Origin of the sequence: Nostoc sp. LEGE 06077 (assembly GCF_015207705.1) — a bacterium.
Taxonomy (GTDB): Bacteria; Cyanobacteriota; Cyanobacteriia; order Cyanobacteriales; family Nostocaceae; genus Nostoc_B.
Window position 1 is genome coordinate 52,958 of record NZ_JADEWI010000011.1, and the last position, 25,434, is coordinate 78,391.

The window sequence follows — 25,434 nt, forward strand, 5'->3', positions numbered from 1 at the left end:
AATGTAAAACTCTTTATCCTCTCCGCGCCTCTGCGCCTCTGCGTGAGACATTCATACAACGCCGCGGTTTTTATCTAAGTCTATCTGCGGTTAATTAATTATCAAATCACAAAAGGTTCTATTTGATAATTATGCCATTCTCTTTGATACCATTCGGCAACTAACGGGCGGACAATAAATCGAGGATGATTTTCGCCTGTGACATCAATTCGCAAACATGAGTAAGGACGGCGTTTTGCTGAACCGTGACCGTTGCGACCAACAAATAAATGCGATCGCGCAATTAATTTATCTCTCTCTACTAAATCAGCGCCTTCGGTTCGTTGTCGGCGCAAACTAAAGCCACTTCCGCCACAGACTATCCAGTTCATTGAAGAATCTGCGTAGCCAGTATTATATGTTTGCAGATATTCTAAGCAATGAGCATGACCGTTTAAGACTAAATCCACTACAGCACGGTTTTGAGGCAAATCACCGATGGTTTCCGCCACTGCGTTAAATACTTCACGCAAGCGAGTCCGAATTGCTAATGTTTGTCCTTGTTCCCATTTGGTTGCTTCGGTGACGTAGGGAGGATGGTGGAAATAAACTACGCGTCCGCGCACTTGGGAGTTATGCCAAGATGCAATTAATCTGTTTTTTAGCCATTCCAACTGTTCTACATCGGTATCGGCTGTTTGTTGTGGTGCTAATTGTTTGTCAATATCAACAATTAATTCTTCAATTTGCGACAGCTTGACGTATAAATCATCTAAATATTCGGCTTCGTTGGGGTTGTCAGGATTTAACTGGCTGGATTTGTCTAAGATTTGCTGTTTCTCTTGTTCAAATTCTTGGCGGCGTTGTTCTAAAATGATGCGTTCTGCGTCGCCTTCGGCGGTTTCTGGTATTGGTGGCGGATTGTTGAATGTATTGGAATCTAAAGCAAAGAAGTCAATGTCACCATAACGAAAAGTGTAATAACGATTAGGCAACCGCGTAAACTGTCCTGGTTGATAAGCTAAACAACGACCTGTATCTGTTTTGGCTGTGTAGTGTGTGTCTAAATGTCGGTCTAAATCGCCGGGAAACTTAAAGGCGTTGAGGTAATCAAGAAATGCTTTAGCATAAGCATCGCCTGTTGCTGAACCATGTAAACCAACATCCATATCCAGGCGCGATCGCAATAACCGCCGAATTGGTAATGTTGTAATTGATAGCAAGTTAAAAACAACAGGCAAATTATAGTAATCATGATTTCCCGGTACAGGGAGAATTGGTACACGGAAAGTCATATTGTCGTAAGCAATCTTTTTGGGATGCTCACCACCAACAAGATATTCTTTGTAAGGGTGAATGAAGTTTTGCTGATAATATTCACTCGACCCGACTAAATAAATGACATCGCCTGTATGCAGCATAAAACGACAGTCATTTAGATGAGGTAACGCCAGTTCGGCTACTCGCCTTTGGGGATTTTGGCCGCCATGTCTACCAGAACCGCTATCTCCCACTACCAAAAACGAAAATTCAGGATTATCAGCTTGACCATCTTCTAGTACAAGCTGAGTTTGGTCAATACCCCGCTGTTTAATTAAAGGATCTTGCCAGCGGACGCGCTGGTTCATCTTGTGAATTTTTTTGGCGATTGCCGGATCAGAAACAAGCTTCAAAACATTTTACTCCTTTAACTCTACTGTTTCTGCTTCTTTTTCTGGGGGATTTTTTAACTCAATTACTAAATTCGGCAGTCCTTCGAGTTTTTCCGCGAGTTCAGCTTCTTCCACTGTTGGAACAAACACTTTTAAGCCGGCGGGAACGCATTTAACTTCTATCGGCGTTGTCCCGACTAGTTCGCCATCTACAACAACTTTTTGTACTGGGTCAGTAGTGATTTTAAATTGTTTGGCGCGGAGATAACCAATATCATCGCGTTCAGCCGCATTACCCGCCGAAGCACTTTGAAATAAATGATATGTTGCGGCGATCGCTCCTGCTTTGTTCACTGGTGCGACTATTGTTAAATCTAGCAATCCATCATTATAAATAATTCCTGCTGGCCCTTGCGCCAAAACTGATGTTGGTGGTGCAGCATTGGCTACGGTGACGGCGGCGGCTGTGGTTTTAATGATTTTTTCGTCTGTCTCAATTTCGACATCAAAACTCTGTAATTCTCGTAGCTGTTGAATGCCAGCTAAGATGTAAGCAATAATCCCAAAGCGGTTTTTGGCTTCGCGGTTAGCTTTTTCCACAGTTTCCGCTTCAAAGCCGATACCTGCTAGTAAAATTAATGGGCGATCGTTGCAATAAGCTACATCGATATCACGAGTTACTCCTTGTAAAATTGTTTGACAAGCCGCCTCAATTGTGTCGGGAATTCCCAAAGCTGTGGCAAAAGCGTTGGCTGTCCCCCGCGAAATAATTCCAAAAGGAATTTTACTATTAATCACAGCCGTCGCCGCTGCGGAGAGTGTACCATCACCCCCAGAGGCGATAATCTCATCAACTCCCCGCTGTATTGCGGCTTTAGCTAGTTGATCAGCATCGACTTCTTCTGTGGTGAAATGAATATCTAAATCAATAGTGGGTTCTAATAATGAGCGAATCTCTAGCAGTTCTTGTTCTGGGTTGCCTTGACCCGCAACTGGATTAAAGATGAGGCAGGCGGAACGATTCATAAAAGTCTAATCTTAAGCAGCGATCGCTAACATACCAGAATATTCCTATCATTCCTAAAAAATCTTAGCTTCTCTCTGACGACAGGTTTGTGAGTAAGTCCCAATCTAATACTTTTTGGATAAAGGTTGGGTAATCCTAAATTCAGATCCCCCCGCCTACGGCGATCCCCTTTTCTACGATAGGGCTAATTCATTGTCAAAAAAGAAAAAAGTTTGTCGAGATCATGACAGACAAAACGAAGTGCTTTGGTTAACGAGCGATAACCCCTTGCCCACTAACGATAATGGCACAACTCCTTTGCTAAAATAATTTGTCTAATATTTTGTTTTATACTTTTAACTTCCCAACTTCCAGCCCAGGGCTGTCGCAACTTCATTTGCTAATTCTAGGGGGTTGAAGGGTTTAGCGATCGCTGTTACTATTCCCATTTGAGCATAGCGGCGGCGATCGCTGGACTGAACTTTAGCGGTTAATAATATTACAGGGATTTCTTTGGTGGCTGCATTCGCCTGGAGTTTCTCAAAGGTTGTTATCCCATCCATATCGGGCATCATTACATCTAGTAAAATGGCATCTGGTTGATAAGTTTCGGCTTGGGTAATCCCTTCTTTTCCTGAACTCGCCGTGACTACTTCCCAACCTGCAACGGTTTCTAAACAAATTTTGGCAACTTCTTGAATGTATTGCTCGTTATCTACTACAAGAATCCGTTTTACGGTCATAACTCATACCAATATAGAGGGAACAGGTAACAGGGAATAGGTAACAGGGAATAGGTAACAGGGAATAGGAAAGACTTTGACAAGCTCAGTGCATCGAGGGGAACAGTAAAAGATAAAAAAGCTTATCTAACGCCGTGTGCAACTTTATCTCAAACCTAACCCCCAACCCCTTCCCTACGAGGGAAGGGGAGCAAGATTCAAAGCCTCTCCCCGAAGCGGAGAGAGGTTTGGAGAGGGGTTTCAAGAATAAGTCGCACATCGCGTTATCTAAATTGTATTGGGTTATAGTCAAACTCTTTTTTACTCAGCACTCAGCACTCTCCACCGAATGATGCGTTATTCGCTGAAGTAATTCCATCACTTTTTGTTCAAATTCTTTAGTTGTGACACGTCCTTTAGTTAAAAATTCTGTGTATCCTAATTTGAGTCGCTGGCGTTCGGATTCATCTAAATCTTTGGCAGAGTAAACTACTACTGGCATGGTGCATAAATGATTGTGTTGGCGTAACCAATCAATTACCACAAAGCCGTCGCTTTCGGGCAAAATTAAGTCAAGAATTAATAAGTCAGGCTGCAATTGTTGGCTGAGGTGAATGGCTTCTCGTCCGGTTTGTGCCAAGCAGGTTTCGATGTCATGTTGCTCAAATAAAGTAATTAGCAATTGTGCTAAGTCGTTGTCGTCTTCCACAATTAAAATGCGGGCGCGTTGAGATGGTTTGGCGACAACTTGCTTGAGGGATTGTAAGAGATAACTTTCTTGAACTGGTTTGCTTACCCAATCAGCGAAATCGGAAATTGGTTGGTTATTAGTATCTGACTGATAAACACTACAAATAACGATGGGAATGTGTTGAGTATCGGCACGTTCTTTTAATATGGCCATTGTTTGCCAGCCGTTCATTTTGGGCATGAGCAGATCAAGTAAAATTACATCTGGTTGTTGAGTCGATGCGGTGACGATCGCTTCTTCTCCGGTAGCAACTGTGACTACGCGATATCCCCCTTTTTGTAATAAGGTTTCCAGTTCGGTGCTGATTGCTTGGTCATCATCACAAACTAAAACTAAGGGAGAATAAGGAGTAGGTAATGGGCAATGGGGAACGGGAAGTGCTGAGTCAACAATTTGGGGAGCTTGATAAATAGGTAGAGTTAAGTAAAAGGTACTACCTTCGCCTACAGTACTTTCCGCCCAGATGCGCCCGCTGTGTTGTTGCACAATGCTTTGACAAATTGCTAAACCTAAACCTGTGCCATCATGGTTACGCGAGTCGGAAGAATCAACTTGTTGAAAACGCTCAAAGATGCTTTCCAGTTTATCTGCGGGGATACCACGCCCGGTATCTTTGACTGTTAGCAATACTTCTTTTTGTTGTTCTTGACTCTCTAGCCATACTGTTTCTCCTGTGGCGGAGAACTTAATGGCATTACTTAATAAATTGGTTAAAGTTTGGACAATTCGGTCAGGGTCAGCCCATAGCCTGATAGATAAACTAGAAATGTTTAATTTCACGCCTTGTTTATTAGCTAAAGGTTGAATGACATTCACGGCTGACTGAATTAATTCGGCAAGATCGCAGATTTCCCGCGCCATCTTGACTTTGCCTGATTCAATGCGTTCGATGTCTAAAATATCATTAATCAACCGGACTAAACGATCGCTACTATCGATGGCAATTTGTAAGAGTCGTTTGCCTTGGGCTGAATCTGCTGGTAATAAACCACTGGTCAACATTCCCAAGGAACCATGAATTGATGTCAAAGGTGTGCGAAGTTCGTGACTAACAACAGAGACAAATTCATCTTTCATGCGCTCAATTTGTTTGCGTTCTGTCACGTCACGCAAAATCACTGTATAGTAAATTTCCTCGCCCATATTTAATTTAGAAATGGAAGCTTCTGCGGGAAATTCACTTCCATCTTTGCGTTGACCAAATAATTCCCTTCGTTCTCCCATGCGTCGGGCTAAGTTTGCAGATGTGCCGAAGTCAGAGACGTGCTGGCGATGAACTTGGGTAAATCGCAGTGGTAAAAGTATATCTAACTTCTGCCCCATGATTTCTTGAGCAGAATAACCAAAGATTTTCTCGGCTCCTTGATTAAACAGGGTAATACATTGGTTGCTATCAATAGAAATAATGGCATCATCAGCTATATCTAAAATCCGGGCTAATTTCACTTGAGAAACCCGCAGTTCTTTTTCTATGCGTTGGCGTTCATCGAGTTCTGAGTGTAATTGGCGGTTGACGGTGATTAATTCGGCGGTGCGTTCGGCGACGCGTAATTCTAATTCATTGTTAGCTGTTTGTAAGGCGGCTTGACTTTGTTGTAATGCGGCTTGGGCGGAAGCGCGATCGCGTTGATTGCGTAATGCGAAAATCCCAATAGTTAAATCTTCTGCCAGTTTTTTTAATAGCTGCACTTCATCATCATCAAAAGCATTGGCTTCAGCTGCATAAATATTCAACGCCCCAAAAGCTTGTGCTTGTATCTTCAGAGGTAAAGCGATCGCTGCTGCATAACCACGTTCTTGGGCTTGACAGCGCCAAACATCATATTTAGGGTCAGTTAAAATGTTTTGAATAATGCAAGTTTTCCCGGTGCGAATGGCTGTACCTGTTGGCCCTTGACCACGCACTGTATCCGACCAAGTAAGTTGCAGGGTTTGTAAATAGCCTTCATCATAGCCAGCTTGAGCAACTGGGCGAATATTTTTTTCTTCATCATCTTCCGCAACACCAACCCAAGCCAGTCGATAACCGCCAACTTCCACAATGATTTGGCAAATTTTCTGGAGTAACTCTGATTCATCTTGAGTACGGACAATAATTTGATTGCAATTACTCAATGTTTGGAGTGTGCGATTAATCCGGCGAATTTCTGTTTCTACTTGTCTGTAGTGGGTGATATCGCGGGAAAATGCCAATAGCACAAATTTCCCATCAGCTTTATTTTGCAGCGGGACAGCATAAGTTTCCATCCAGCGACGATTACTTTGATGGGTGATCATTTCAAACTGCAAAGTGCCTTTATTACCTTGACAGACACTTTCATGAAGTTGGCGAAATGCTTGTTGATATGCTGGCGCAATCAAAGTATAAACTGATGTGCCAATTACCGTAGCTTTGTTTGTGGCTTCGATAATTGCCAGTCCGGCGGGATTTATTTCTAATAATGTGCCATCAGTGGCAACAACTATCACAAATTCCGGTTCATCTTCAAAGATGATCCGCCAATCAGCCGAGAAGGCAGAATTGGCAGATGAAAGCGAAATTTCATCTTTTGCTTGCTGTTGCTGAGTTTGCACCATCCGCCGGAACAATTTTATCCGTTCTAGGCGATTCACAATTCGAGTCACCAATTCTGGCCCGACAATTGGTTTGCTGACAAAATCATCAGCCCCAACGCTATACACCTGATTTACAATGTCGGCATCGCTGTGGACTGTGAGAAATAAAATCGGTAGCTCACTCCAATTCGGGTCATTTCTCACGACTTGGCAAAGCTCAATACCGTTGTTGTGAGGCATTTCTACATCCAGAATCAACATATCTGGTTTGACAGCCTCCAAGGTTTCCCAAAAACGCCGCGGATCATCTAAACAGATTACTTGTAAACCCCAAGGAGCGAGTAACGTTTGTAACAAAGCGAGAATCTTTGGATCATCATCCACCGCTAAGATTTTGGCTTCCCCTAGGGGTGATTGTTGGAGTAATTGAGCGATCGCCTCGGCTACTTTTTCCGCAGTCATTGGCTTTTGTAAAAAAGTATGTCCACCTTGACGCGCCAGTTGTAAGCGATTACCTAAATCTGTTTGCTCGGTAAAAACTAACACTGGCACAGGTGGTTTTCGTTGTGCCAATTCTGCCAAAAAGCTCCAACTATCTTCTTGTTGCTCAGAAAAACTGGGGTCAAGCAACACTACACTAGGATGCTCTCGGTAAAGCAGAGTTCTCGCTAACTCTAGATTTGTGGCAATGCTAACTTGAAATTCTGGGTTAACCGTAATTTGTGCGAGTTGCTCCCCTACGGTATTGTCTCGATCAACTACCAATACTAAAGGTAATCTACTCTTAATTGATGATGAGCTTGTTTGCTCACCCTGAGTTTGAATTTCTTGACGCAATGATTTTACCCAAGTTTGCAGCTTGGCTGTTTCTTCTGGTGTTAGCACTTGAGCAGATTTGAGTAATTGCTCAATCTTCCGCGCCAGTTTTGAGCCTGTGGGAAACCCAAATGTTCCTAATGAGCCGGCTAGGGTATGAGCTTCTTTTTGTGCTTGGTTGAGAAATTCGGGATTTATTGCTGCTTGTTCGAGGACTTTAATTTGTTCATTGACGCGTCCTTGAAATCTTTGCCAAACTCCCGCGATCGCTTGGAGTGTTTGCTGCTGAGATGAGTGTTCTTCTTGGGGTTTGGTTGTTTTAAATTTGGCATTGCTTGATTCATCGACAATTGCTTTTGCTATTACTTTTTCTTCTTCTTGCGGTTTTAGACGATAGCCAATTCCATAAACGGTTTCGATTAAATCATTCGGCGCTCCCACCGCTTTTAATCTTTGGCGTAATCCTTTGATATGAGTCCGCACCGCTTCTTCTCCCGGTGTATCTTCATACGACCAAAGATGTTCTAAAATCATGCCACAGCTAAATACTCTGCGACTGTTGCGTAAAAATAACTCTAAAAGTGCATATTCTTTAGGCGTTAATGATAGGAAATCTTCTCTGTATGTGACTTGACAACTACTAGGATCAAGGCGCAAATTTCCCCATTCTAAAACTGGTTGTGCTGATGCGCCACCACGACGTAGCAAAGCTCTCACACGGGCAACTAATTCTTCTTGTTCAAATGGTTTGACTACATAATCGTCTGCGCCTGCATCTAAACCAATTGCTTTTTCATGGCTACTATCACGGCCTGTCAATAGCAGAATTGGCATTTGCCAACCATGAGAGCGAATTTGCCGACACAAACTAATGCCATCCAGGTTTGGCAAAATTACATCTAATAAAATTAAATCATAACTATAAGTTTGAATTAAATCCCAAGCAGTTTCACCATCACTTGCGACTTCAACTGCATAGTTTTGGTTGGTGAGAACGGCGGTCAGTGCATAAGCATTTAGAGCGTCATCCTCGACAACTAAAATTTTCATGTCCAAACATTTCCTAATGTTTATATTATTGGATAATGAGTTGAAAAATTTAAATTAAAAACACAAGAATATTTTAGATTTGCGCTTTAGAGCGTATTAAAATGTTTATCTAATCAATGTTAAGTTTAATTCATAATTGTCAACAATTATCAATCTTTGAGAATAGTTGTTAAAGAAATTCAGCCATAAACTTAGCTACATCCCATCAAAGCTTTTCTCGGTCAGATAGAAATTTAAAAATGTCTTTTGCATCCTCACAAGTTCCTCAAATTCTTTCTATATAAAAAAGTATAGATGTCATTTGCAGGTAGCTAGATGATCACAGCTAATGAAAGAGAATAATTTTCTCGATTGTTGCCAAAAAATCCATTCAAAATTATCAATTGCTGAGGTTCTTTACCTAAAGACAGAAAACTTTAATCACTCATTAGTTATTAGCAATCACAGCCAGAGGTCTATATGGTGAAAAAGATTTTAGTCGCATTGGATCGTTCGGACATAGGACAAGAGGTCTTTAAACAAGCATTGGCTTTAGCAAAGGCTATGACAGCCCAACTATTGTTGCTCCATGTTTTATCTCCAGAAGAAGAAGGTAGTCCTTATATTCCTATGTTATCTAACGTTGACTACTATCCAGGCTTGAGTGGTCAAAGTTTAGATTTATACCAAAAACAGTGGGATAGCTTTAAAGATGAAGGCGTGCGGATGTTGCAGTCTTTCTGCGCTCAAGCAAATGCAGCTGATGTTACAGCTGAGTTTAGCCAAATTTTAGGCAACCCTGGCAATACTATTTGTAAACTGGCTACTCAATGGAATGCAGACTTAATTGTCATGGGACATCGGGGGCGTTCTGGCTTGGCAGAATTTTTTTTAGGTAGTGTGAGTAACTATGTGCTTCACCACGCGAACTATTCAGTTTATATCGTGCATTATCCTCGCAATTTAAAAAGCGCAGAAAAAACTGTTGAGAAAGCCACGGAAAATGCCAGCGTCTCTTAAATTTTAGAGTGCGATCGCCAAATAAAACTTAGACAATCAAAGACTTTTAACTCTGTCCCCTGCTACAACAATGAAACCCGCTTCTCCTGTAGCTTTGCTCCATCCCAGTGGTGATAAACGCCTGAAGATGCTAGACGCAACGATGAAGCGTCACCAGTATCAACAAGATGCCTTAATTGAAATTCTCCACAAAGCTCAAGAACTGTACGGTTATTTAAAAACCGATTTATTACTTTATATTGCCCGTCAATTAAAACTTCCCCCCAGCCAAGTTTATGGAGTCGCCACTTTTTACCATTTATTTTCTCTAGCGCCTCAAGGTGTTCATAGTTGTGTGGTGTGTACAGGAACGGCTTGTTATGTCAAAGGCGCTCAGGCAATTTTAGCAAGTGTAGAAGCAACTGCTCATATTCGGGCGGGTGAAACTACAGCCAATAATCAATTATCACTAATGACAGCAAGATGTTTAGGTGCTTGCGGAATTGCGCCTGCTGTGGTGTTTGATGGCACAGTTTTAGGTAATCAAACCCCAGAATCAGTTTGCGAATGGCTAAACCACTGCTTTGCCGAACGCATCCAAGGATAGTGGGAAAATGGAATTAAATGAATTATTAGAAATCGCTAAACAAGAACGCTCTCAAGCTAAACCAGTGAATATTCGCTGTTGTACAGCGGCTGGTTGTTTATCAGCTAATTCCCAAGAAATTAAACAACAACTAGAAGCAAGTATCAAGGCCGAAGGCTTAGAAAAAGATGTGCAAGTTTCTAGTGTTGGCTGTATGCGCTTATGCTGTCAAGGGCCATTAGTACAAGTTGACACTCCTGCGGGAAGCAAACTGTATAAAAAAGTTACTCAACAAGATGCACCAGCAATTATTGAAGCGTTAGATGGCGGTAAAACCCATGTTTCTGAGATAGATTTATCCCAGCCATTTTTTACCTATCAACAGCTTATTGTTTTAGAAAATAGTGGCAAAATTGACCCAGAAAAGATTCAATCTTATATTGCGGCTGAAGGTTATCAAGCTCTTTACCATGTCTTGCGGGAGATGACTCCCAGCGAAGTAGTTGAGACAGTTACCCGTAGTGGGTTGCGTGGTAGAGGCGGTGCAGGTTATCCCACGGGGATTAAATGGGCAACTGTTGCTAAAGCAAAAAGCGATCGCAAATTTGTCATCTGTAACGCCGATGAAGGTGATCCTGGCGCATTTATGGATCGGAGTGTTTTAGAAAGTGATCCCCATCGCGTTTTAGAAGGAATGGCGATCGCCGCATATAGCATTGGAGCCAGTCAAGGTTATATTTATGTTCGGGCAGAATATCCCATCGCTATTCATCGTTTGCAAACAGCAATTCATCAAGCTCAACGCCTCGGTTTATTAGGTAGCCAAATTTTTGAGTCTCCCTTTGACTTCAAAATTGATATTCGCATTGGTGCAGGGGCTTATGTCTGCGGCGAAGAAACCGCCTTAATGGCTTCAATTGAAGGCAAACGCGGCCTACCTCATCCCCGCCCGCCATATCCCGCTGAATCCGGTTTATGGGGTCATCCCACCTTAATTAATAACGTCGAAACCTTTGCCAATATTGCACCAATTATTCGTAAAGGTGCTGACTGGTTTGCCAGTATTGGTACAGAAAAAAGCAAAGGAACAAAAGTTTTTGCCCTTGCTGGCAAGATTTGCAACACAGGGTTAATCGAAATCCCAATGGGAACTTCTCTGCGACAAATTGTCGAAGAAATGGGTGGAGGTATTCCCGATGGTGGTACTGCTAAAGCCGTACAAACAGGTGGCCCTTCCGGGGGATGTATTCCTGCTTCAGCATTTGATACACCTGTAGATTATGAATCGCTCACAAACCTCGGTTCTATGATGGGTTCTGGCGGCATGATTGTCATGGATCAAACTACCAACATGGTGGATGTTGCTCGTTTCTTCATGGAATTTTGTATGGATGAATCCTGTGGTAAGTGTATTCCTTGTCGCGTGGGAACTGTGCAGTTACATGGATTATTAACCAAAATTCTTGCAGGTAAAGCCACCCACACTGATTTGCAATTGCTAGAAGAATTAGGAGATATGGTAAAACACACCAGCTTGTGTGGTTTAGGACAATCTGCACCCAATCCAGTATTTAGTACATTGCATTATTTCCGGGAGGAATATTTAGAGTTAATTACAGGCAACAAGTGACAAGTTTAAAAGTTTTTTGGTTTGTATAACAATGTCAGCCATCACATTCGCAATGCAAGCCATCGCATTCGCAATGTCAGCCATCACATTCGCAATGTAAGTCATTGCATTCTTAATGTTAGCCATCACATTCACAATGCAAGCCACCGTTTTAAATAATCAAACAAAATTTACCAATTGTTTTGTTATTTCCTCTCACCTATAACCTGTCACCTGTCACCTACAACCTATCACCTATAGCAATTCCCAAGCACATGAAATACCCCCTCCCCTTCCCACTACCGTGTACACACAAGTCGAAAATTTGCCGTCTAAAACCGTATCCCGCCTAGAACTAAAGTTCCAGGCTCATAGCCAAAGTCCACAAAACGTGGACTGGAATATATTTTTGCTTGAGTCATCTTCAGATGACTTGCGCTATGAGACTCGGAATTTATTCCGAGGCGGGACAGATGCACTCAACGAACATTTGTGTGTACACCGTAGCTTGCCAAAGAGAGGGTTGGGGAGGGGTAATTTTGTACCTCACTAGAGTCGGAAACGCTACATAACCTATCACCTGTCCCCTCTCACCTATCACCTATTGTTATGACTGTAAAAACTTTGACAATTGATGGTCAACTGGTTAGCGCCAGTGAAGAAGAAACAGTTTTACAAGTGGCGCAAGAGGCAGGAATTCATATTCCCACATTGTGCCATTTAGAAGGTGTGGGAGATGTGGGTGCTTGTCGGCTGTGTTTAGTAGAAATTGCGGGAAGTAATAAATTACAACCTGCTTGCGTGACAAAAGTTAACGAAGGAATGGAGGTTTACACAACTAGCGATCGCCTGCAAAAATATCGTCGCACAATTGTAGAAATGCTGTTTGCAGAAGGTAATCACATTTGCTCGGTATGTGTCGCCAATGGTAATTGTGAATTACAAGACTTAGCAATTGAAATGGGTATGGATCATGTACGTTTAGAATATCATTTCCCCAATCGCCAAGTAGATGTTTCCCATGATCGCTTCGGTCTTGACCATAACCGATGTGTGTTGTGTACTCGATGCGTCCGTGTTTGTGACGAAATCGAAGGCGCTCACACTTGGGATATGGCAGGTAGGGGTACAAACTCCCACGTTATTACCGACTTGAATCAACCTTGGGGAACATCTCAAACTTGTACATCTTGCGGTAAATGTGTCAACGCTTGCCCTACAGGTGCTATTTTCTACCAAGGTTCCAGCGTTGGGGAAATGAAACATGATCGTGCCAAACTCGATTTCTTAGTTACCGCAAGGGAAAAACAGCAATGGAATTTTTAGCCGTTGATTTTGAGTCTACGTCAGGAGGTGAATATGAAACTCCGTCGCATCCAACAAACATTCTGGTGGCTGCTATTGGGAAGTATTTTGACAATATATATATTCCTGGCTTTAGGAAACCCCACATCACAAACGGCGATCGCTGCTGTCACACGTTTAGAAGCAGCACCAGGCGAAATACTTTATCGCTCACAGACAAAATTAGATGATCAATCAGGACACGTCTGGCAAGCGATTCTGTTTAAGCAAGTTTATCCTGGACAAAACATCAGTTTAAATCTGCGGCTCGTAGGTTTCCCCAACTCAGCCGAATTAATTCATCCCCAACCGCTAAAAATCACCACCGCTTCTGGCAAAATTTTCACTGCTGCTGACGTTTTCTTAGATGAAGCCCCAGCACCAACTATCGGTCAATACAACTTCAAAGATATTTTGCCCCAATTACCCAACGAACCCCTACAACTAGCTATACCATTACCCAAACAACAATTTATTAACATCTCCGTCCCCCAATCCGTCGTGCAAGAGTGGCATAAAGTCCTCACTGCCAAATCTTCAACCTGACAACATACCTCCAACTCAGCGCCACTCTGCTTTGAAAAGTTTCCTACGGAGGGAGACCCTCTTTGAGAACTTTTCGCTGCGGTTTACTCAGCGTACCTTTGCGGTTAAAAAATTATGTCTCGCTTGCGACTAGCAACAGTATGGTTAGGCGGCTGTTCTGGCTGTCATATGTCCTTTCTCGACTTAGATGAATGGCTGATTGATTTAGCTGGACAAGTTGATTTTGTGTACAGTCCCTTTGCGGATATTAAAGAATATCCCCATGATGTCGATGTAGTTTTAGTTGAAGGTGCGATCGCTAATGAAGAACACCTCACCACAATCCGTACCGTTCGAGAACGTTCCCAAATCTTAATTTCCTTTGGCGATTGTGCTGTAACTGGCAATGTCACCGCCTTACGCAATCCTTTAGGTAGCGCCGAGCCAGTCCTTCAGCGGTGTTACATCGAATTAGTCGATCTTCATCCTCAAATACCCCAAGAACCCGGCATTGTCCCCCCACTCTTAGATCGAGTTACCCCTGTACATTCAGTAGTCCCTGTTGATATTTATTTACCCGGTTGTCCACCCTCAGCAACTCGCATCCGTGCCGCATTAGAGCCACTGTTGCAAGGTGAAAAACCACAACTAGCAGGACGCGAATTCATCAAATTTGGTTGAACAGAAAGCAGGAGGCAGAAAGCAGGGGGCAGGAGGGAATAGTGATTATCCTTCACTCAAAACTCAGCACTCAGCACTTAAATATAGGAGATTGATTATGTTAAAAGCCGCAGACATTATGACAAAAGATGTCGCTACCATTCGTAGTTCCGCCACAGTCGCAGAAGCCGTGGCTTTAATGCGGGCTAGAGATTGGCGAGCATTAATTGTTGACCGTCGCCACGAACAAGACGCTTACGGCATTATCAGCGAGAGCGATATTGTCTATAAAGTTATTGCTTATGGTAAAGACCCAAATAAAACGCGCGTGTATGAGGTGATGACTAAACCTTGTATCGCGATTAATCCCGACTTAGGTCTGGAATATGTTGCACGGTTATTTGCCCAACACCATCTGCATAGAGCGCCTGTGATTCAAGGTGAATTAGTCGGAATCATCTCCCTCACAGACATTTTGGCTTTAAGCGACTTTATCGAACAACCCCGGTCACTTCTGTTAGAACAACAGCTACAAGATGAAATTAAAAAAGCTCGCGCCGTCTGTGTAGACAAAGGTGTGCGCTCAGAAGAATGCGCCGCCGCTTGGGATGCAGTCAACGAAATGCAATCAGAAATGGCACACCAAATCGACGAGAAAATTGACATAACAGCTTTTGAAGATCACTCAGAAAGTCTGAAGTATGAAGTCTGAAGTGGGGGAGAAGGGAGAATATATCACTGACCACTCAAAACTCAGCACTCTTAAAGACCAATGACTAAAAAAATCGTTATTGATCCCGTTACCCGCATTGAAGGACACGCCAAGATTAGTATTTTTTTAGATGATGCTGGTCAAGTAAGTGATGCTCACTTTCATGTCACCGAATTTCGCGGGTTTGAAAAGTTTTGCGAAGGTCGGCCGCTGTGGGAAATGCCGGGAATTACTGCACGAGTTTGCGGTATTTGTCCGGTAAGTCACTTGTTGGCTTCTGCGAAAGCAGGCGATCGCATTTTGGCTGTTACTATTCCCCCAACGGCGGCTAAACTCCGTAGGTTGATGAATTTAGGGCAAATTCTCCAATCCCATGCTTTGAGTTTCTTTCATCTCAGCGCCCCTGATTTCTTACTGGGAATGGATAGCGATCCCCAAACACGCAATGTTTTTGGTTTAATTGCCGCAGAACCAGAATTTGCCCGTGGTGGAATTCGCTTACGCCAATTTGGGCAAGAAATTATTGAGTTGTTGGGAGGACAAAAAATTCACCCAGCTTGGGCGGTTCCCGGTGGAGTGCGAGAACCATTAACTCCAGAGAAACGCAGCCACATCCAAAACCGCATTCCTGAAGCACGCACTACTATCTTGAATGCTTTAGCGCGATTTAAAAACTTGCTTGATGAATATGCCAAAGAAGTCCAAACTTTTGGCAACTTCCGTAGTTTATTTATGGGGTTAGTTACTCCTAATGGTTTGTGGGAAACCTACGACGGAAATATCCGCTTTGTAGATAGTGGAGGTAATATCATTGCCGATAAACTTGACCCGACGCGCTATCAAGAATTTATCGGGGAAGCTGTTCAACCAGATTCTTACTTAAAATCGCCCTATTATCGACCCTTGGGTTATCCGAACCAAAATGATCATTGCCGAATAAATAGTGGGATGTATCGAGTAGGGCCACTAGCACGGCTAAATATTTGTAATCGCATTGGCACACCTTTAGCTGATCAAGAATTACAAGAATTCCGCGATCGCGGTCAAGGTACAGTCAAGTCATCTTTCTTTTATCACTATGCCCGTTTAATCGAAATCATCGCCTGTATTGAACACATTGAAATCTTACTCGATGACCCAGACATATTATCAACTCGACTCCGTGCCGAAGCTGGCATTAATCAACTACAAGGAGTCGGTGTCAGCGAAGCACCACGCGGCACTTTATTTCATCATTATCAAGTTGATGAAGATGGGTTACTACAAAAAGTCAATTTCATCATTGCCACTGGTCAAAATAACTTAGCAATGAATAGGACAGTTGCTCAAATTGCTCGTCATTTCATCCAAGGTACAGAAATTCCTGAAGGAATGTTAAATCGTGTAGAAGCCGGAATCCGCGCTTTTGACCCCTGTTTAAGTTGTTCAACTCACGCCGCCGGACAAATGCCTTTACAAGTTCAATTAGTAGCCGTCGATGGCAATATTATTCATCAAGTTTGGCGACATTAAATTGTGCTAATAATGTTTCCACACTAGCATTGTGATCTAAAAACGAAAACAAATGTGTATAAAGTAATTTGCCATCTTGATCTAAGACAAACTGTGCTGGTAAAGGCGCTCCCAATGCTTGCCCTACTTTATATCTCCGAAATATATTACAACTAGGGTCACTTAATAAAGGCATTTTTAAGCCTAAATCTTGTACAACTATTTGACTTTGCCTTTCATCGGTACTAGTAATCATCAAAACTTCTATACCGCGCTTTGTAAATTCCTCGTAGTTTTCATTCAAAGCTTTAATATGCGGATAGCAAAATGGGCAGTATTGCTTTTCCGTAAAAATTCTTGTAAAGGCAAGTAATACTGGTTGCTTGCCTCGATAATCTGACAATTTAACTACAGTCCCGTTAGTAATATCTGGTAATTGAAAATCTGGCGTGCCTATTTCTATCCGAAAATAACTAGTCGCGGGTATTGGCAAAAAGTTACGGAAGAATCGCTCATTAAATAAGCCAGTAAAATCATTTGAAGTTAGCATATTTTTATTAGTGAATAATATAAAAACTTAAAGGCACTGTATTTATACTCAGCACACAGCACTTTCAAAAACAAAACCACAGATTTACACTCAAATTAACACTGATTTTAATCTGTGTTGATCTGTGGTTCATCTGTGGTGCGGATGAATTTCGCCTTCAATGCCAACAAATATTATTGGAATTGAAAGCTAGAAAATTCTAGACGGAAGCGAAGTAAACTTTAGACTTCACAGGGTCAGGATTCATTGTCTGATCACCTGGTTGCCAACCAGCGGGGCAAACTTCGTCTGGATGTGATTGAACGTGCTGAATAGCTTGTAATGTCCGTAAGGTTTCATCAACGCTACGACCAAAAGCTAGGTTGTTAATGGTAGCGTGTTGGATGATACCATCTTTGTCAATCAAGAATAGACCACGCAAAGCAACACCAGCGGCTGGGTCAAGGACGTTGTAAGCTGCGCTAATCTCTTTTTTGATGTCGGAAACTAGGGGATAATTGAGGTCGCCTACGCCACCTGATTTGCGATCGGTTTGAATCCAAGCGAGGTGGGAAAACTCACTATCAACGGAAACACCGAGAACTTCAGTGTTAAGTTTCTTGAATTCTTCGTAGCGATCGCTAAATGCTGTGATCTCAGTAGGACAAACAAAGGTAAAGTCTAGGGGGTAGAAAAATAAGACAACATACTTGCCGCGATAGTCGGAAAGTTTCACTGTCTTGAATTCCTGATCTACTACAGCGGTTGCTGTAAAGTCGGGAGCTTGTTGACCAACGCGGAGGCTTCCTTCTGTTCCGTAAGTGAGGGACATTAACCTTATTCTCCTTCAACTTATATCAGTTTTAGTAGCGTTAGAATTCGGGTCAGGTAAAACTTACCCATCCACGCTGTCTCACCCTTTCGGGTACTCGTCGAGAAACCCTTCAGGGAACACAGTCCCCCAGTAGGGCTGACTCACAGTTTAATTACGATCTGTTACGACTATATCATAGTCATAACGATTCTGAGTAGCAAATGACCAATTTAGATACAAGAGAATGGTTACTCACCAATGGCTTAGGCAGTTTTGCCAGTGGTACAGTTTCTGATGTCCGCACACGCACTTACCACGGTTGGTTGTTTGCCGCTACAAATCCACCTTCTGGGCGCACTTTGTTGTTATCGCATTTAGAAGCGAGTTTAGAAGTATCAAAGGGAATTGTTGCTCTGGGGACAAATATCTGGGGCAGTGGTGAGATTAAGCCTACAGGTTACGAACTACTGCGCTCTTTTGACATTAACCCAGTTCCCAAATGGATTTGGGGTGAAGATAACTGGCAGTTAAGCAGACAAATGCTGATGCCATACGGATGGGAAGGAAATGGACACGATAGCCCTCCGCCTCATGCCCATCTCAGCCATCGGATTTTAATTCACTATCGTTATGATGGCGTGGAAACGGCTATTCTCAAACTGCGGCTACTCGTTTGCGATCGCGACTTTCATCATCAGCAAAAAGCCGCAGGCTTACAATTTTCCCAATTGCTAGGACAACAACAAGTTTGCCTACAAGCGATCGCCTCTGGACAATTTGGTAAACCCTGGTATTTACGTTGGACGCAGGGCAAATATCAAGCAGACGCATTTTGGTATTGGAATTACATCCTACCCGAAGAGACACGCCGGGGATTAGGTAATTATGAAGACCTTTATAGCCCTGGCTATTTAACAGTTAGGCTCCAGCCTGGAGATACCGTAACTTTAGAAGCACGCTTGGGTTTTCCTGACCCACAGCAAAGCCTGCTATTATCGGAAAGCTTTGCAGAAGCAGTAGAAGCAGAACAAGAAAGGCTCTGCCAGATTTTTGGATGCAGTAAAACAGCAAATAGAGACTGGGGGGGGTTAAGGGCTGGGGGAGCAAGGGAGCAAGGGGAAAGAGGGAATTTTATCCCTACCGTTTCTTCCCAATCTCTGATTTGCCAGCAACTACTCAAAGCCAGCGATCAGTTTATTGTTTATCGGCCTGCTATTGCTGGCCCTACACTCATTGCTGGTTATCACTGGTTTAATGACAGAGGACGTGATGCTTTAATTGCCTTACCTGGTTTAGCATTAGTGCCGCAACGTTATGAATTAGCCAAAGGGCTATTACAAACTTTTGGGCGTTACTGTCGCCACGGGTTAATTCCGAATAATTTTCCTGACGTTGACACCGAGCCATATTACAACAGTATTGATGCCGCCTTATGGTGGATTGAAACATTAGGGCTGTACTTAGAAGCCACCCAAGACTGGGAGTTTTTGGCAGATCAATTCCCTGTGGTGCAGCAAATCCACAAAGCCTTTGTGGGTGGGACACGTTATAACATTCAGGTCGATGCCACTGATGGATTAGTCGGTTGGTATGCTCGCGGTGTAGCCTTAACTTGGATGGATGCAGTAGTGAACGGTCAACCTGTCACACCCCGTCATGGGAAACCAGTAGAAATCAATGCCCTGTGGTATTCTGCTTTGTGTTGGATGAGCCAATGGGCAAAACGCTTAAGCCAAATGCCAGTGGATGATGCAGCCCGTTTAGCAAAACAGGCGCAACGTTATGCACAGCAAGCTCAACAGGTAAAAGTTTCCCTGCAAAAATTCTGGAATCCAATGTTGGGCTATTTGTACGACACCATTGAGCCAGACGATCGCCGCAATTTCCAAATTCGTCCCAATGCTGTGATTGCACTGTCTCTATATCATTGTGGATTTTCCCAACAGCAAGGTCGTCAAGTACTTGACTTAGCTGCTTATCGCTTATTGACACCCTATGGACTTCGGAGCTTGGATGCCATTGATCCAGAATATGTTGGTAAGTATACAGGTATGCCTCACGATCGCGATCGCGCCTACCACCAAGGTACAGTTTGGAGTTGGTTAATTGGCCCGTTTAGTCGCGCTTGGCAGCGTTTTTACCCCAAAGAACCACTACCATTTAGTTGGCAACCGCTAGAAGAGCATTTTCTCTCTGATGGTTGTCTTGGCTCAATCTCCGAAATTTTTGATGGCGATCCACCACACACACCCAGAGGTGCGATCGCTCAAGCTTGGTCAGTAGCTGAAGTGATCCGCCATATCCATGAAGATTGATTCCACCCACGCTCAACACACATCATTTGTATAGTAAGTCGGTGTGAATATTTATTGCTAGGACAAGGCAGGCGGCAGTGGTTCGGCTACGCTCACCAACCAGAGGCGGAAGGCAGGCGGCAGAAGGCACGAATGAAGAGGGTTTTAGTATAGTTCGTTTTTTCCTGTTCCCTATTCCCTGTTCCCTATTCCCTACCTACACAAGTAATTTCAACAATCAAGTCGGATTCCTATATTAGTCCTACTATTAAGATTAAAAGTGCTTACTGAATACTAACTACCGCTACCCATGCCTTTATCGCGCATAGTAACGCTAATTGTTGGTCTCATCGTCATTTTGGCCATGAGCCTGTGGCTGATAGATTCCCTATCGCGCCTTTATTGGCAATTATCTTATTCGCCATTACTCGGCAATTTGCTGCTGTTGCTGCTGGTTGTCTTGATTGGCGGCTTAGTTGCGGCTTTTGTTTATTATGTGTTGGTGCTTCAGAGTGGAGAAAAACGTTCCCGCCAAGGGCGCAGGCGCGTTACCCCAGCGCAAATCCCCGCAGCTAAATCGGATGCGGCTTCTTCCACACTCCAAGCTGTACGCCAACAAGTATCACAAATTCAAGATGAAGTAGCACGACAAGCTTTATTAAGCCGATCGCGGGAAATTGAAGTTAATTTAGCACGGGGTGAAATTCAAGTTGTGGTATTTGGGACAGGGAGTGCAGGCAAAACTTCCCTTGTCAATGCCATTATGGGGCGGATGGTCGGGCAAGTAAATGCACCAATGGGGACAACCACAGCAGGCGAAACTTATTGTCTGCGGTTAAAGGGATTGGAACGCAAAATTTTAATTACCGACACACCGGGAATTTTAGAAGCAGGAGTCGCCGGTACAGAACGGGAACAGTTAGCGAGAGAATTGGCGACAGCCGCAGATTTGTTGTTATTTGTGGTGGATAATGATTTACGGCGCTCCGAATATGAACCTTTGCGGGGTTTAGCCGAAATAGGCAAGCGATCGCTGTTAATTCTCAATAAAACTGACCTCTACACCGATGAAAATAAAGAAGTAATTTTGGCGCGGTTGCGAGAACGAGTCCGGGGCTTTATTGCAACTAACGATGTTGTAGCGATCGCCGCTAATCCCCAATCGGCGCAACTAGAAACAGGTGAACTCTACGAACCAGAACCAGATATTGTCCCGTTACTGCGACGGATGGCCGCTGTTTTACGGGCTGAAGGTGAAGATTTAATCGCAGATAACATTTTGCTGCAATCTTTACGCCTAGGAGAAGAAGCGCGTAAACTCATAGATGCCCAGCGTCGTCGTCAAGCCGATAAAATTGTTGAGCGATTTCAGTGGATTGGTGCTGGTGTCGTCTCAGTCACACCCTTACCAGTAGTAGATTTGCTTGCAACAGCCGCCGTCAATGCCCAAATGGTTGTGGAAATTGGCAGAGTCTACGGCTGTGAATTGAACATGGAACGGGGAAGAGAGTTAGCCTTATCTTTAGCGAAAACTATTGCCAGTTTAGGGATAGTCAAAGGCGCGATTCAATTAGTCTCTACAGCTTTGCAACTTAATGTTGCCACATTTATTATTGGCAGAGCCATTCAAGGTATCACAGCCGCATATTTAACCCGGATTGCCGGAAAAAGCTTTATTGAGTATTTTCGCCATGATCAAGATTGGGGTGACGGCGGAATGACCGAGGTAGTACAGCGTCAGTTTCAAATGAACCGCCGAGATGAGTTTATCAAAGCTTTTATTCAAGAAGCGATCGCCAGAGTTGTCAAACCGTTACAAGACAAAGTAGAAGCCATTGAAAAAGATGAAGAAGTTCAGCAGTAAAAGTGCTGGGTGCTGAGTAAAAATAATCATCCCTAGCCTCTAGCTTCCTTGATTGTAAACTTTCCACCAAGGAAATTTTATGTAAGCACTGTGACATATTCTGATGTCAGTACTTATAAATCCTTACAGAATCAAATACTGAGGTAGTTTTCACTTAGATACTACTGAATTTGGAATTTAATCTTTTCGTAAAATAACCCTATTTTTATTGCCATTTTTTTTTTCTACTGACAGTATAGAAATGTGCAAAGGCAACAATGATAATCGAGCTTCATTGAACTAGGGAGTTAATTAGAGATGTAAAATGCAGCAAGCTGAATACCGTACTTATTCTCAACTTAATCAAGTGCGTAGCCAAAAAATATTGCTGACATCGAAAAAAGTTACTCAAAATTATAACTTGATTTCCGTAAATTTCTGTAAGTACAGCTTTTGTTAGTCTAGTATCAGACTAACTAAGCATTATGCAGATATCAAGAAATGACTTAGAAGTAACTACTGAGGTAGATCAGCTTGCTGAAGTAAAACTTGTTACTAATCCCATTGTTTAATGCTAGAGATTTTTTCTCTAGTGCAGAAGTAACTTGGAAAAATTTTGTCAGCACTCCCCCGATTTATGAAACCTACTTTTGGAGAAACTCAACTCATGCTTCAAACATCCTACAAAAAACTATCTCAAGCTACTGCTGGTATTGCTCTTGGTGCTGCTATGTTAGCTGCTGTGGGTAATGCTCCCGCCCAAGCTGCAACTTTGACCACATATAATTTTTCTGGTCAATTTGAATCCCTAGCGCTTCCTGGTTCCAGTGGAGTATCTGTAGCTTTGCAAAATGGTTCTTTTGATGGAAGTTATACTGTAGATGTAGATCAACTACCTACTGCAACACAAGTGAATTTGGCCAGTTGGCTCGTAAATGTACGAGATGCTTCCAACAATATTTTAAAAACCTTTTCTAGTGCGATCGTTGGTAACACTGGTATAGCCGTAAATAATGGTGTTCGCTTTACCAATTTTGTCGCTGCATCCACAGGTGCAGAAACAGCAAGTTTAGGAGTTGTATTTACTCCAGGATTTACAGGCTCACCCGGAAATGGCCCAACTGATGGACTGTTCAGTAGTGTAATATTCTCTAATACTATAGTTGCTGGACAAATCCCCATCAAATCTACACCCGTACCTGAGCCTGTTTCTACTGCTGGTATTGCAGTTGCTGGTGCTATGGGTTTATGGATGAAGCGTAAACAAAAAGCTCCCGTAGCATAGTTGCATTCCTGAAAGACAGGGATAATTCATAAACTGGATTAGCTTGATTGCAGAGTTCTTTTCTACGCAAATACGCACAGGGGTTCCTCATCTCCTCGCAAGGAACCCCTTTTCTTTGATCTTGAGGATGCTGCTAGTGAAAACACGGCATTGATGCCTATTTTCTCGATACTATGGTCAATATTTGTCTAATTTAGATTTATATGTAGTTCAGATAGCAAAGTAACTTTATTTTTTTGATAAAAATACGTAAAAATTAACAAGCTAAAAAGACCGTAATTAAAGCTCAAGTGATTTATTTTTCAGGACATCCGGAAACAATGAGATGATGTCCGAAAAGTTATATGAGGACTTACTAAGTAACCAGCTTATGAGCCACTACATGATCGGTAAAGTACTACACTCACGGTACCAAATCGTTGAAAGTCTGGGTGCAGGCGTATTTGGACAGACATATACTGCTATAGATATAGATTACCCAGAGAACCCTAAATATGTCGTGAAGCAGTTGAAAACCAGCAATTGCCAAACTAGCTATTTAGAGACATTACGGTTACATTTTCTGACAGAAACTGAGACTCTTAAGCGTCTGGGTAGCCATTCGCAAATTCCCGAACTCATCGCTTGCTTTGAAGAACATGAGCGACTTTATCTTGTACAAGAGTTTGTGGAAGGACATGATTTAACAGCCGAACTACCAATTCATCAACAGTGGGGATGTCTATGGACGGAAAGCGAAGTTGTAGAATTTTTAGAGGATGTCTTAACAATTTTAGAATTTGTCCACTCTCAAGGTGTGATTCATTGTGATATCAAACCAGAAAATTTAATTAGACGCTGTACTGATGGCAAATTAGTTTTAATTGACTTTGGATCTATTCAGTCTGTTAAGTTTTCTCTAGATACAGAATTGCCAATTGATTGGATTCCTGTAACATCATTGGGTTACATTCCAGCAGAGCAATTTATTGGTCAAACGCGACCCAACAGTGATCTTTATGCGTTAGGGATGATTGCTATCCAAGCATTCACAGGTTTAGAACCACTACAGTTTAAAGTTGATCCGCAAACAAATGAAATTATTTGGCGTTCACCCAACACTCTCATTAGTGATTATTTAGCTGCTATTCTCAGCCAAATGATCCGCTACGATTTTCAAGAACGCTTTCAGTCTGCGGGTGAAGTACTGCGAGTACTCAAACAAATGCGGCGAGAAACTCAGTCATCTCAAGTTTTACCAACGCAGTACAATGAGCCATCCCTAATGTTACGTACCAGTGATGAGACTGAGCAAAACTCTACCTGTGATAAATTATCGCCGTTACTGACCGGAATGAAAATCGGACTGGCGGCTAATTCTTTGTTGATGGGATTTGGTGTTTATTCTTTACTTAATAATTCTCCTGCATATTCAGAAAGCGAAACTTTATATAAAGCAACAGAGAACTATCAAGCTGGGGATTTGCAAGGCGCGATCGCACTAGCTAAATCAATTCCATCCTATAGTAATGTTTATCCAGAAGTACAAGCCACTATTGAAGTTTGGCAAAAACAATGGCTTCAAGCTGCGGAACAATATTTATTAGCAGAACAAGCCTTGAATGAAGGTAGATGGTCTGATGTTTTAAAAACAGCTACTCAAGTTCCAGATATTTTATATTGGCAATCGAAAACAGAGCAACTTGTTCAACAAGCAAAAGTTAATATCGAAACCCAAACACAAAGTTTACTCGCTAAGGCTTATGCAAAAGCAGCAGTGAGAGATTTTTCGACAGCTTTAGCATATCTGAGCCAAATTCCCCAAGAAAGTTCTGCTGGAGCCATAGTGCAGAAAAAATTAGCTGAGTATAATCAAAAACGGCAAGTTAGAGCCGCTTACTTTCTCCAAAATGCTTATAAAAAAGCAGCTTTTGGCGACTTTGATGGTGCGGTTAAATTTCTGCACCAAATTCCTAAAGATACAAAAGTATATGCTCAAGCTCAAACTAAACTGCAAGAATATGCTCAAAAGCAACGTTGGCAAACTCGCAGTCAAGATTTAGCTTTTGATCTAGTTGCTCCTCAACAAAATACCAGTAAATTGATCAATTCCCATTTAGAAAATCAACTACAAGAAGTAAATATTCGCTAGTTGGTTATGTGGATATAGTACGGGGTAAAAAAACTATGAGGTAATCACAATTTATGACTTCTTATAGAGTAGTATGCCTACGTAGACTTAATCAAATAAGT

General features: G+C 42.5%; 18 protein-coding genes. 12 read left to right on the forward strand and 6 right to left on the reverse strand.

Features of this window, described 5'->3' with window-relative positions; genetic code table 11:
- Nucleotides 1-101: 101 nt before the first annotated feature.
- From IQ244_RS10350 to IQ244_RS10365, 4 genes are all read right to left on the reverse strand, one after another.
- Nucleotides 102-1,652, reverse strand: a complete 1,551-nt coding sequence (locus IQ244_RS10350) for a metallophosphoesterase family protein (RefSeq protein WP_193893157.1) — start codon at nucleotides 1,650-1,652, stop codon at nucleotides 102-104.
- 6 nt (nucleotides 1,653-1,658) lie between these two features.
- A complete protein-coding gene (locus tag IQ244_RS10355) occupies nucleotides 1,659-2,657 on the reverse strand; it encodes a YegS/Rv2252/BmrU family lipid kinase (protein ID WP_193893175.1) in 999 nt (332 codons plus the stop codon).
- A gap of 336 nt (nucleotides 2,658-2,993) precedes the next feature.
- Nucleotides 2,994-3,380, reverse strand: coding sequence for a response regulator (locus IQ244_RS10360; protein WP_193893178.1), 387 nt, complete (start codon nucleotides 3,378-3,380; stop codon nucleotides 2,994-2,996).
- 304 nt (nucleotides 3,381-3,684) lie between these two features.
- On the reverse strand, nucleotides 3,685-8,532 hold the full coding sequence (locus IQ244_RS10365) for a response regulator (protein ID WP_193893181.1): 4,848 nt from the start codon (nucleotides 8,530-8,532) through the stop codon (nucleotides 3,685-3,687).
- 459 nt (nucleotides 8,533-8,991) lie between these two features.
- Between IQ244_RS10365 and IQ244_RS10370 the strand changes: the two genes are divergently transcribed.
- The 8 genes from IQ244_RS10370 (at nucleotide 8,992) to IQ244_RS10405 (ending at nucleotide 16,458) form a co-directional block, all read left to right on the forward strand.
- A complete protein-coding gene (locus IQ244_RS10370) occupies nucleotides 8,992-9,531 on the forward strand; it encodes a universal stress protein (RefSeq protein ID WP_193893184.1) in 540 nt (179 codons plus the stop codon).
- A gap of 70 nt (nucleotides 9,532-9,601) precedes the next feature.
- Nucleotides 9,602-10,117, forward strand: a complete 516-nt coding sequence (hoxE, locus tag IQ244_RS10375; protein ID WP_193893188.1) for a bidirectional hydrogenase complex protein HoxE — start codon at nucleotides 9,602-9,604, stop codon at nucleotides 10,115-10,117.
- Between the two features lie 7 nt (nucleotides 10,118-10,124).
- Nucleotides 10,125-11,726 carry a NuoF family protein gene (locus IQ244_RS10380; protein WP_193893191.1) on the forward strand — a complete coding sequence of 534 codons (1,602 nt, stop codon included), beginning with the start codon at nucleotides 10,125-10,127 and terminating at the stop codon, nucleotides 11,724-11,726.
- A gap of 588 nt (nucleotides 11,727-12,314) precedes the next feature.
- Complete coding sequence (gene hoxU / locus IQ244_RS10385) at nucleotides 12,315-13,031, forward strand: bidirectional hydrogenase complex protein HoxU (protein WP_193893194.1); 717 nt, start codon at nucleotides 12,315-12,317, stop codon at nucleotides 13,029-13,031.
- 33 nt (nucleotides 13,032-13,064) lie between these two features.
- The gene (locus IQ244_RS10390; RefSeq protein ID WP_193893197.1) at nucleotides 13,065-13,595 is read left to right on the forward strand and encodes a DUF3122 domain-containing protein; all 531 of its coding nucleotides are present in this window, start codon (nucleotides 13,065-13,067) and stop codon (nucleotides 13,593-13,595) included.
- Nucleotides 13,596-13,709: 114 nt separating this feature from the next.
- Nucleotides 13,710-14,255 carry an oxidoreductase gene (locus IQ244_RS10395; RefSeq protein ID WP_193893200.1) on the forward strand — a complete coding sequence of 182 codons (546 nt, stop codon included), beginning with the start codon at nucleotides 13,710-13,712 and terminating at the stop codon, nucleotides 14,253-14,255.
- A gap of 97 nt (nucleotides 14,256-14,352) precedes the next feature.
- Nucleotides 14,353-14,946: a CBS domain-containing protein gene (locus tag IQ244_RS10400; RefSeq protein WP_193893212.1), complete on the forward strand. Its 594-nt coding sequence runs from the start codon at nucleotides 14,353-14,355 to the stop codon at nucleotides 14,944-14,946.
- A gap of 60 nt (nucleotides 14,947-15,006) precedes the next feature.
- Nucleotides 15,007-16,458, forward strand: a complete 1,452-nt coding sequence (locus IQ244_RS10405; protein WP_193893215.1) for a Ni/Fe hydrogenase subunit alpha — start codon at nucleotides 15,007-15,009, stop codon at nucleotides 16,456-16,458.
- Here the strand turns inward: IQ244_RS10405 and IQ244_RS10410 are convergent.
- A complete protein-coding gene (locus IQ244_RS10410; protein WP_193893218.1) occupies nucleotides 16,433-16,987 on the reverse strand; it encodes a peroxiredoxin family protein in 555 nt (184 codons plus the stop codon). The genes IQ244_RS10405 and IQ244_RS10410 overlap by 26 nt on opposite strands.
- Before the next feature lie 199 nt (nucleotides 16,988-17,186).
- On the reverse strand, nucleotides 17,187-17,798 hold the full coding sequence (locus IQ244_RS10415) for a peroxiredoxin (protein ID WP_193893221.1): 612 nt from the start codon (nucleotides 17,796-17,798) through the stop codon (nucleotides 17,187-17,189).
- A gap of 203 nt (nucleotides 17,799-18,001) precedes the next feature.
- Between IQ244_RS10415 and IQ244_RS10420 the strand changes: the two genes are divergently transcribed.
- The 4 genes from IQ244_RS10420 (at nucleotide 18,002) to IQ244_RS10435 (ending at nucleotide 25,333) form a co-directional block, all read left to right on the forward strand.
- Nucleotides 18,002-20,095, forward strand: coding sequence for an amylo-alpha-1,6-glucosidase (locus tag IQ244_RS10420; protein WP_193893224.1), 2,094 nt, complete (start codon nucleotides 18,002-18,004; stop codon nucleotides 20,093-20,095).
- Nucleotides 20,096-20,384: 289 nt separating this feature from the next.
- The gene (locus IQ244_RS10425; RefSeq protein ID WP_193893227.1) at nucleotides 20,385-21,938 is read left to right on the forward strand and encodes a YcjF family protein; all 1,554 of its coding nucleotides are present in this window, start codon (nucleotides 20,385-20,387) and stop codon (nucleotides 21,936-21,938) included.
- Nucleotides 21,939-22,584: 646 nt separating this feature from the next.
- On the forward strand, nucleotides 22,585-23,202 hold the full coding sequence (locus IQ244_RS10430) for a PEP-CTERM sorting domain-containing protein (RefSeq protein WP_193893398.1): 618 nt from the start codon (nucleotides 22,585-22,587) through the stop codon (nucleotides 23,200-23,202).
- Nucleotides 23,203-23,572: 370 nt separating this feature from the next.
- Nucleotides 23,573-25,333 (forward strand): serine/threonine-protein kinase, encoded by a 1,761-nt coding sequence (locus tag IQ244_RS10435; RefSeq protein WP_193893230.1) that lies wholly within the window; start codon nucleotides 23,573-23,575, stop codon nucleotides 25,331-25,333.
- Nucleotides 25,334-25,434: the final 101 nt, after the last annotated feature.

Bases quoted from the DNA above. Each gene is read 5' to 3' on its own strand.
- IQ244_RS10355 (WP_193893175.1), bottom strand. From the start codon at position 2,657: ATGAATCGTTCCGCCTGCCTCATCTTTAATCCAGTTGCGGGTCAAGGC.
- IQ244_RS10360 (WP_193893178.1), bottom strand. From the start codon at position 3,380: ATGACCGTAAAACGGATTCTTGTAGTAGATAACGAGCAATACATTCAA.
- IQ244_RS10365 (WP_193893181.1), bottom strand. From the start codon at position 8,532: ATGAAAATTTTAGTTGTCGAGGATGACGCTCTAAATGCTTATGCACTG.
- IQ244_RS10370 (WP_193893184.1), top strand. From the start codon at position 8,992: ATGGTGAAAAAGATTTTAGTCGCATTGGATCGTTCGGACATAGGACAA.
- hoxE (WP_193893188.1), top strand. From the start codon at position 9,602: ATGAAACCCGCTTCTCCTGTAGCTTTGCTCCATCCCAGTGGTGATAAA.
- IQ244_RS10380 (WP_193893191.1), top strand. From the start codon at position 10,125: ATGGAATTAAATGAATTATTAGAAATCGCTAAACAAGAACGCTCTCAA.
- hoxU (WP_193893194.1), top strand. From the start codon at position 12,315: ATGACTGTAAAAACTTTGACAATTGATGGTCAACTGGTTAGCGCCAGT.
- IQ244_RS10390 (WP_193893197.1), top strand. From the start codon at position 13,065: ATGAAACTCCGTCGCATCCAACAAACATTCTGGTGGCTGCTATTGGGA.
- IQ244_RS10395 (WP_193893200.1), top strand. From the start codon at position 13,710: ATGTCTCGCTTGCGACTAGCAACAGTATGGTTAGGCGGCTGTTCTGGC.
- IQ244_RS10400 (WP_193893212.1), top strand. From the start codon at position 14,353: ATGTTAAAAGCCGCAGACATTATGACAAAAGATGTCGCTACCATTCGT.
- IQ244_RS10405 (WP_193893215.1), top strand. From the start codon at position 15,007: ATGACTAAAAAAATCGTTATTGATCCCGTTACCCGCATTGAAGGACAC.
- IQ244_RS10410 (WP_193893218.1), bottom strand. From the start codon at position 16,987: ATGCTAACTTCAAATGATTTTACTGGCTTATTTAATGAGCGATTCTTC.
- IQ244_RS10415 (WP_193893221.1), bottom strand. From the start codon at position 17,798: ATGTCCCTCACTTACGGAACAGAAGGAAGCCTCCGCGTTGGTCAACAA.
- IQ244_RS10420 (WP_193893224.1), top strand. From the start codon at position 18,002: ATGACCAATTTAGATACAAGAGAATGGTTACTCACCAATGGCTTAGGC.
- IQ244_RS10425 (WP_193893227.1), top strand. From the start codon at position 20,385: ATGCCTTTATCGCGCATAGTAACGCTAATTGTTGGTCTCATCGTCATT.
- IQ244_RS10430 (WP_193893398.1), top strand. From the start codon at position 22,585: ATGCTTCAAACATCCTACAAAAAACTATCTCAAGCTACTGCTGGTATT.
- IQ244_RS10435 (WP_193893230.1), top strand. From the start codon at position 23,573: ATGAGCCACTACATGATCGGTAAAGTACTACACTCACGGTACCAAATC.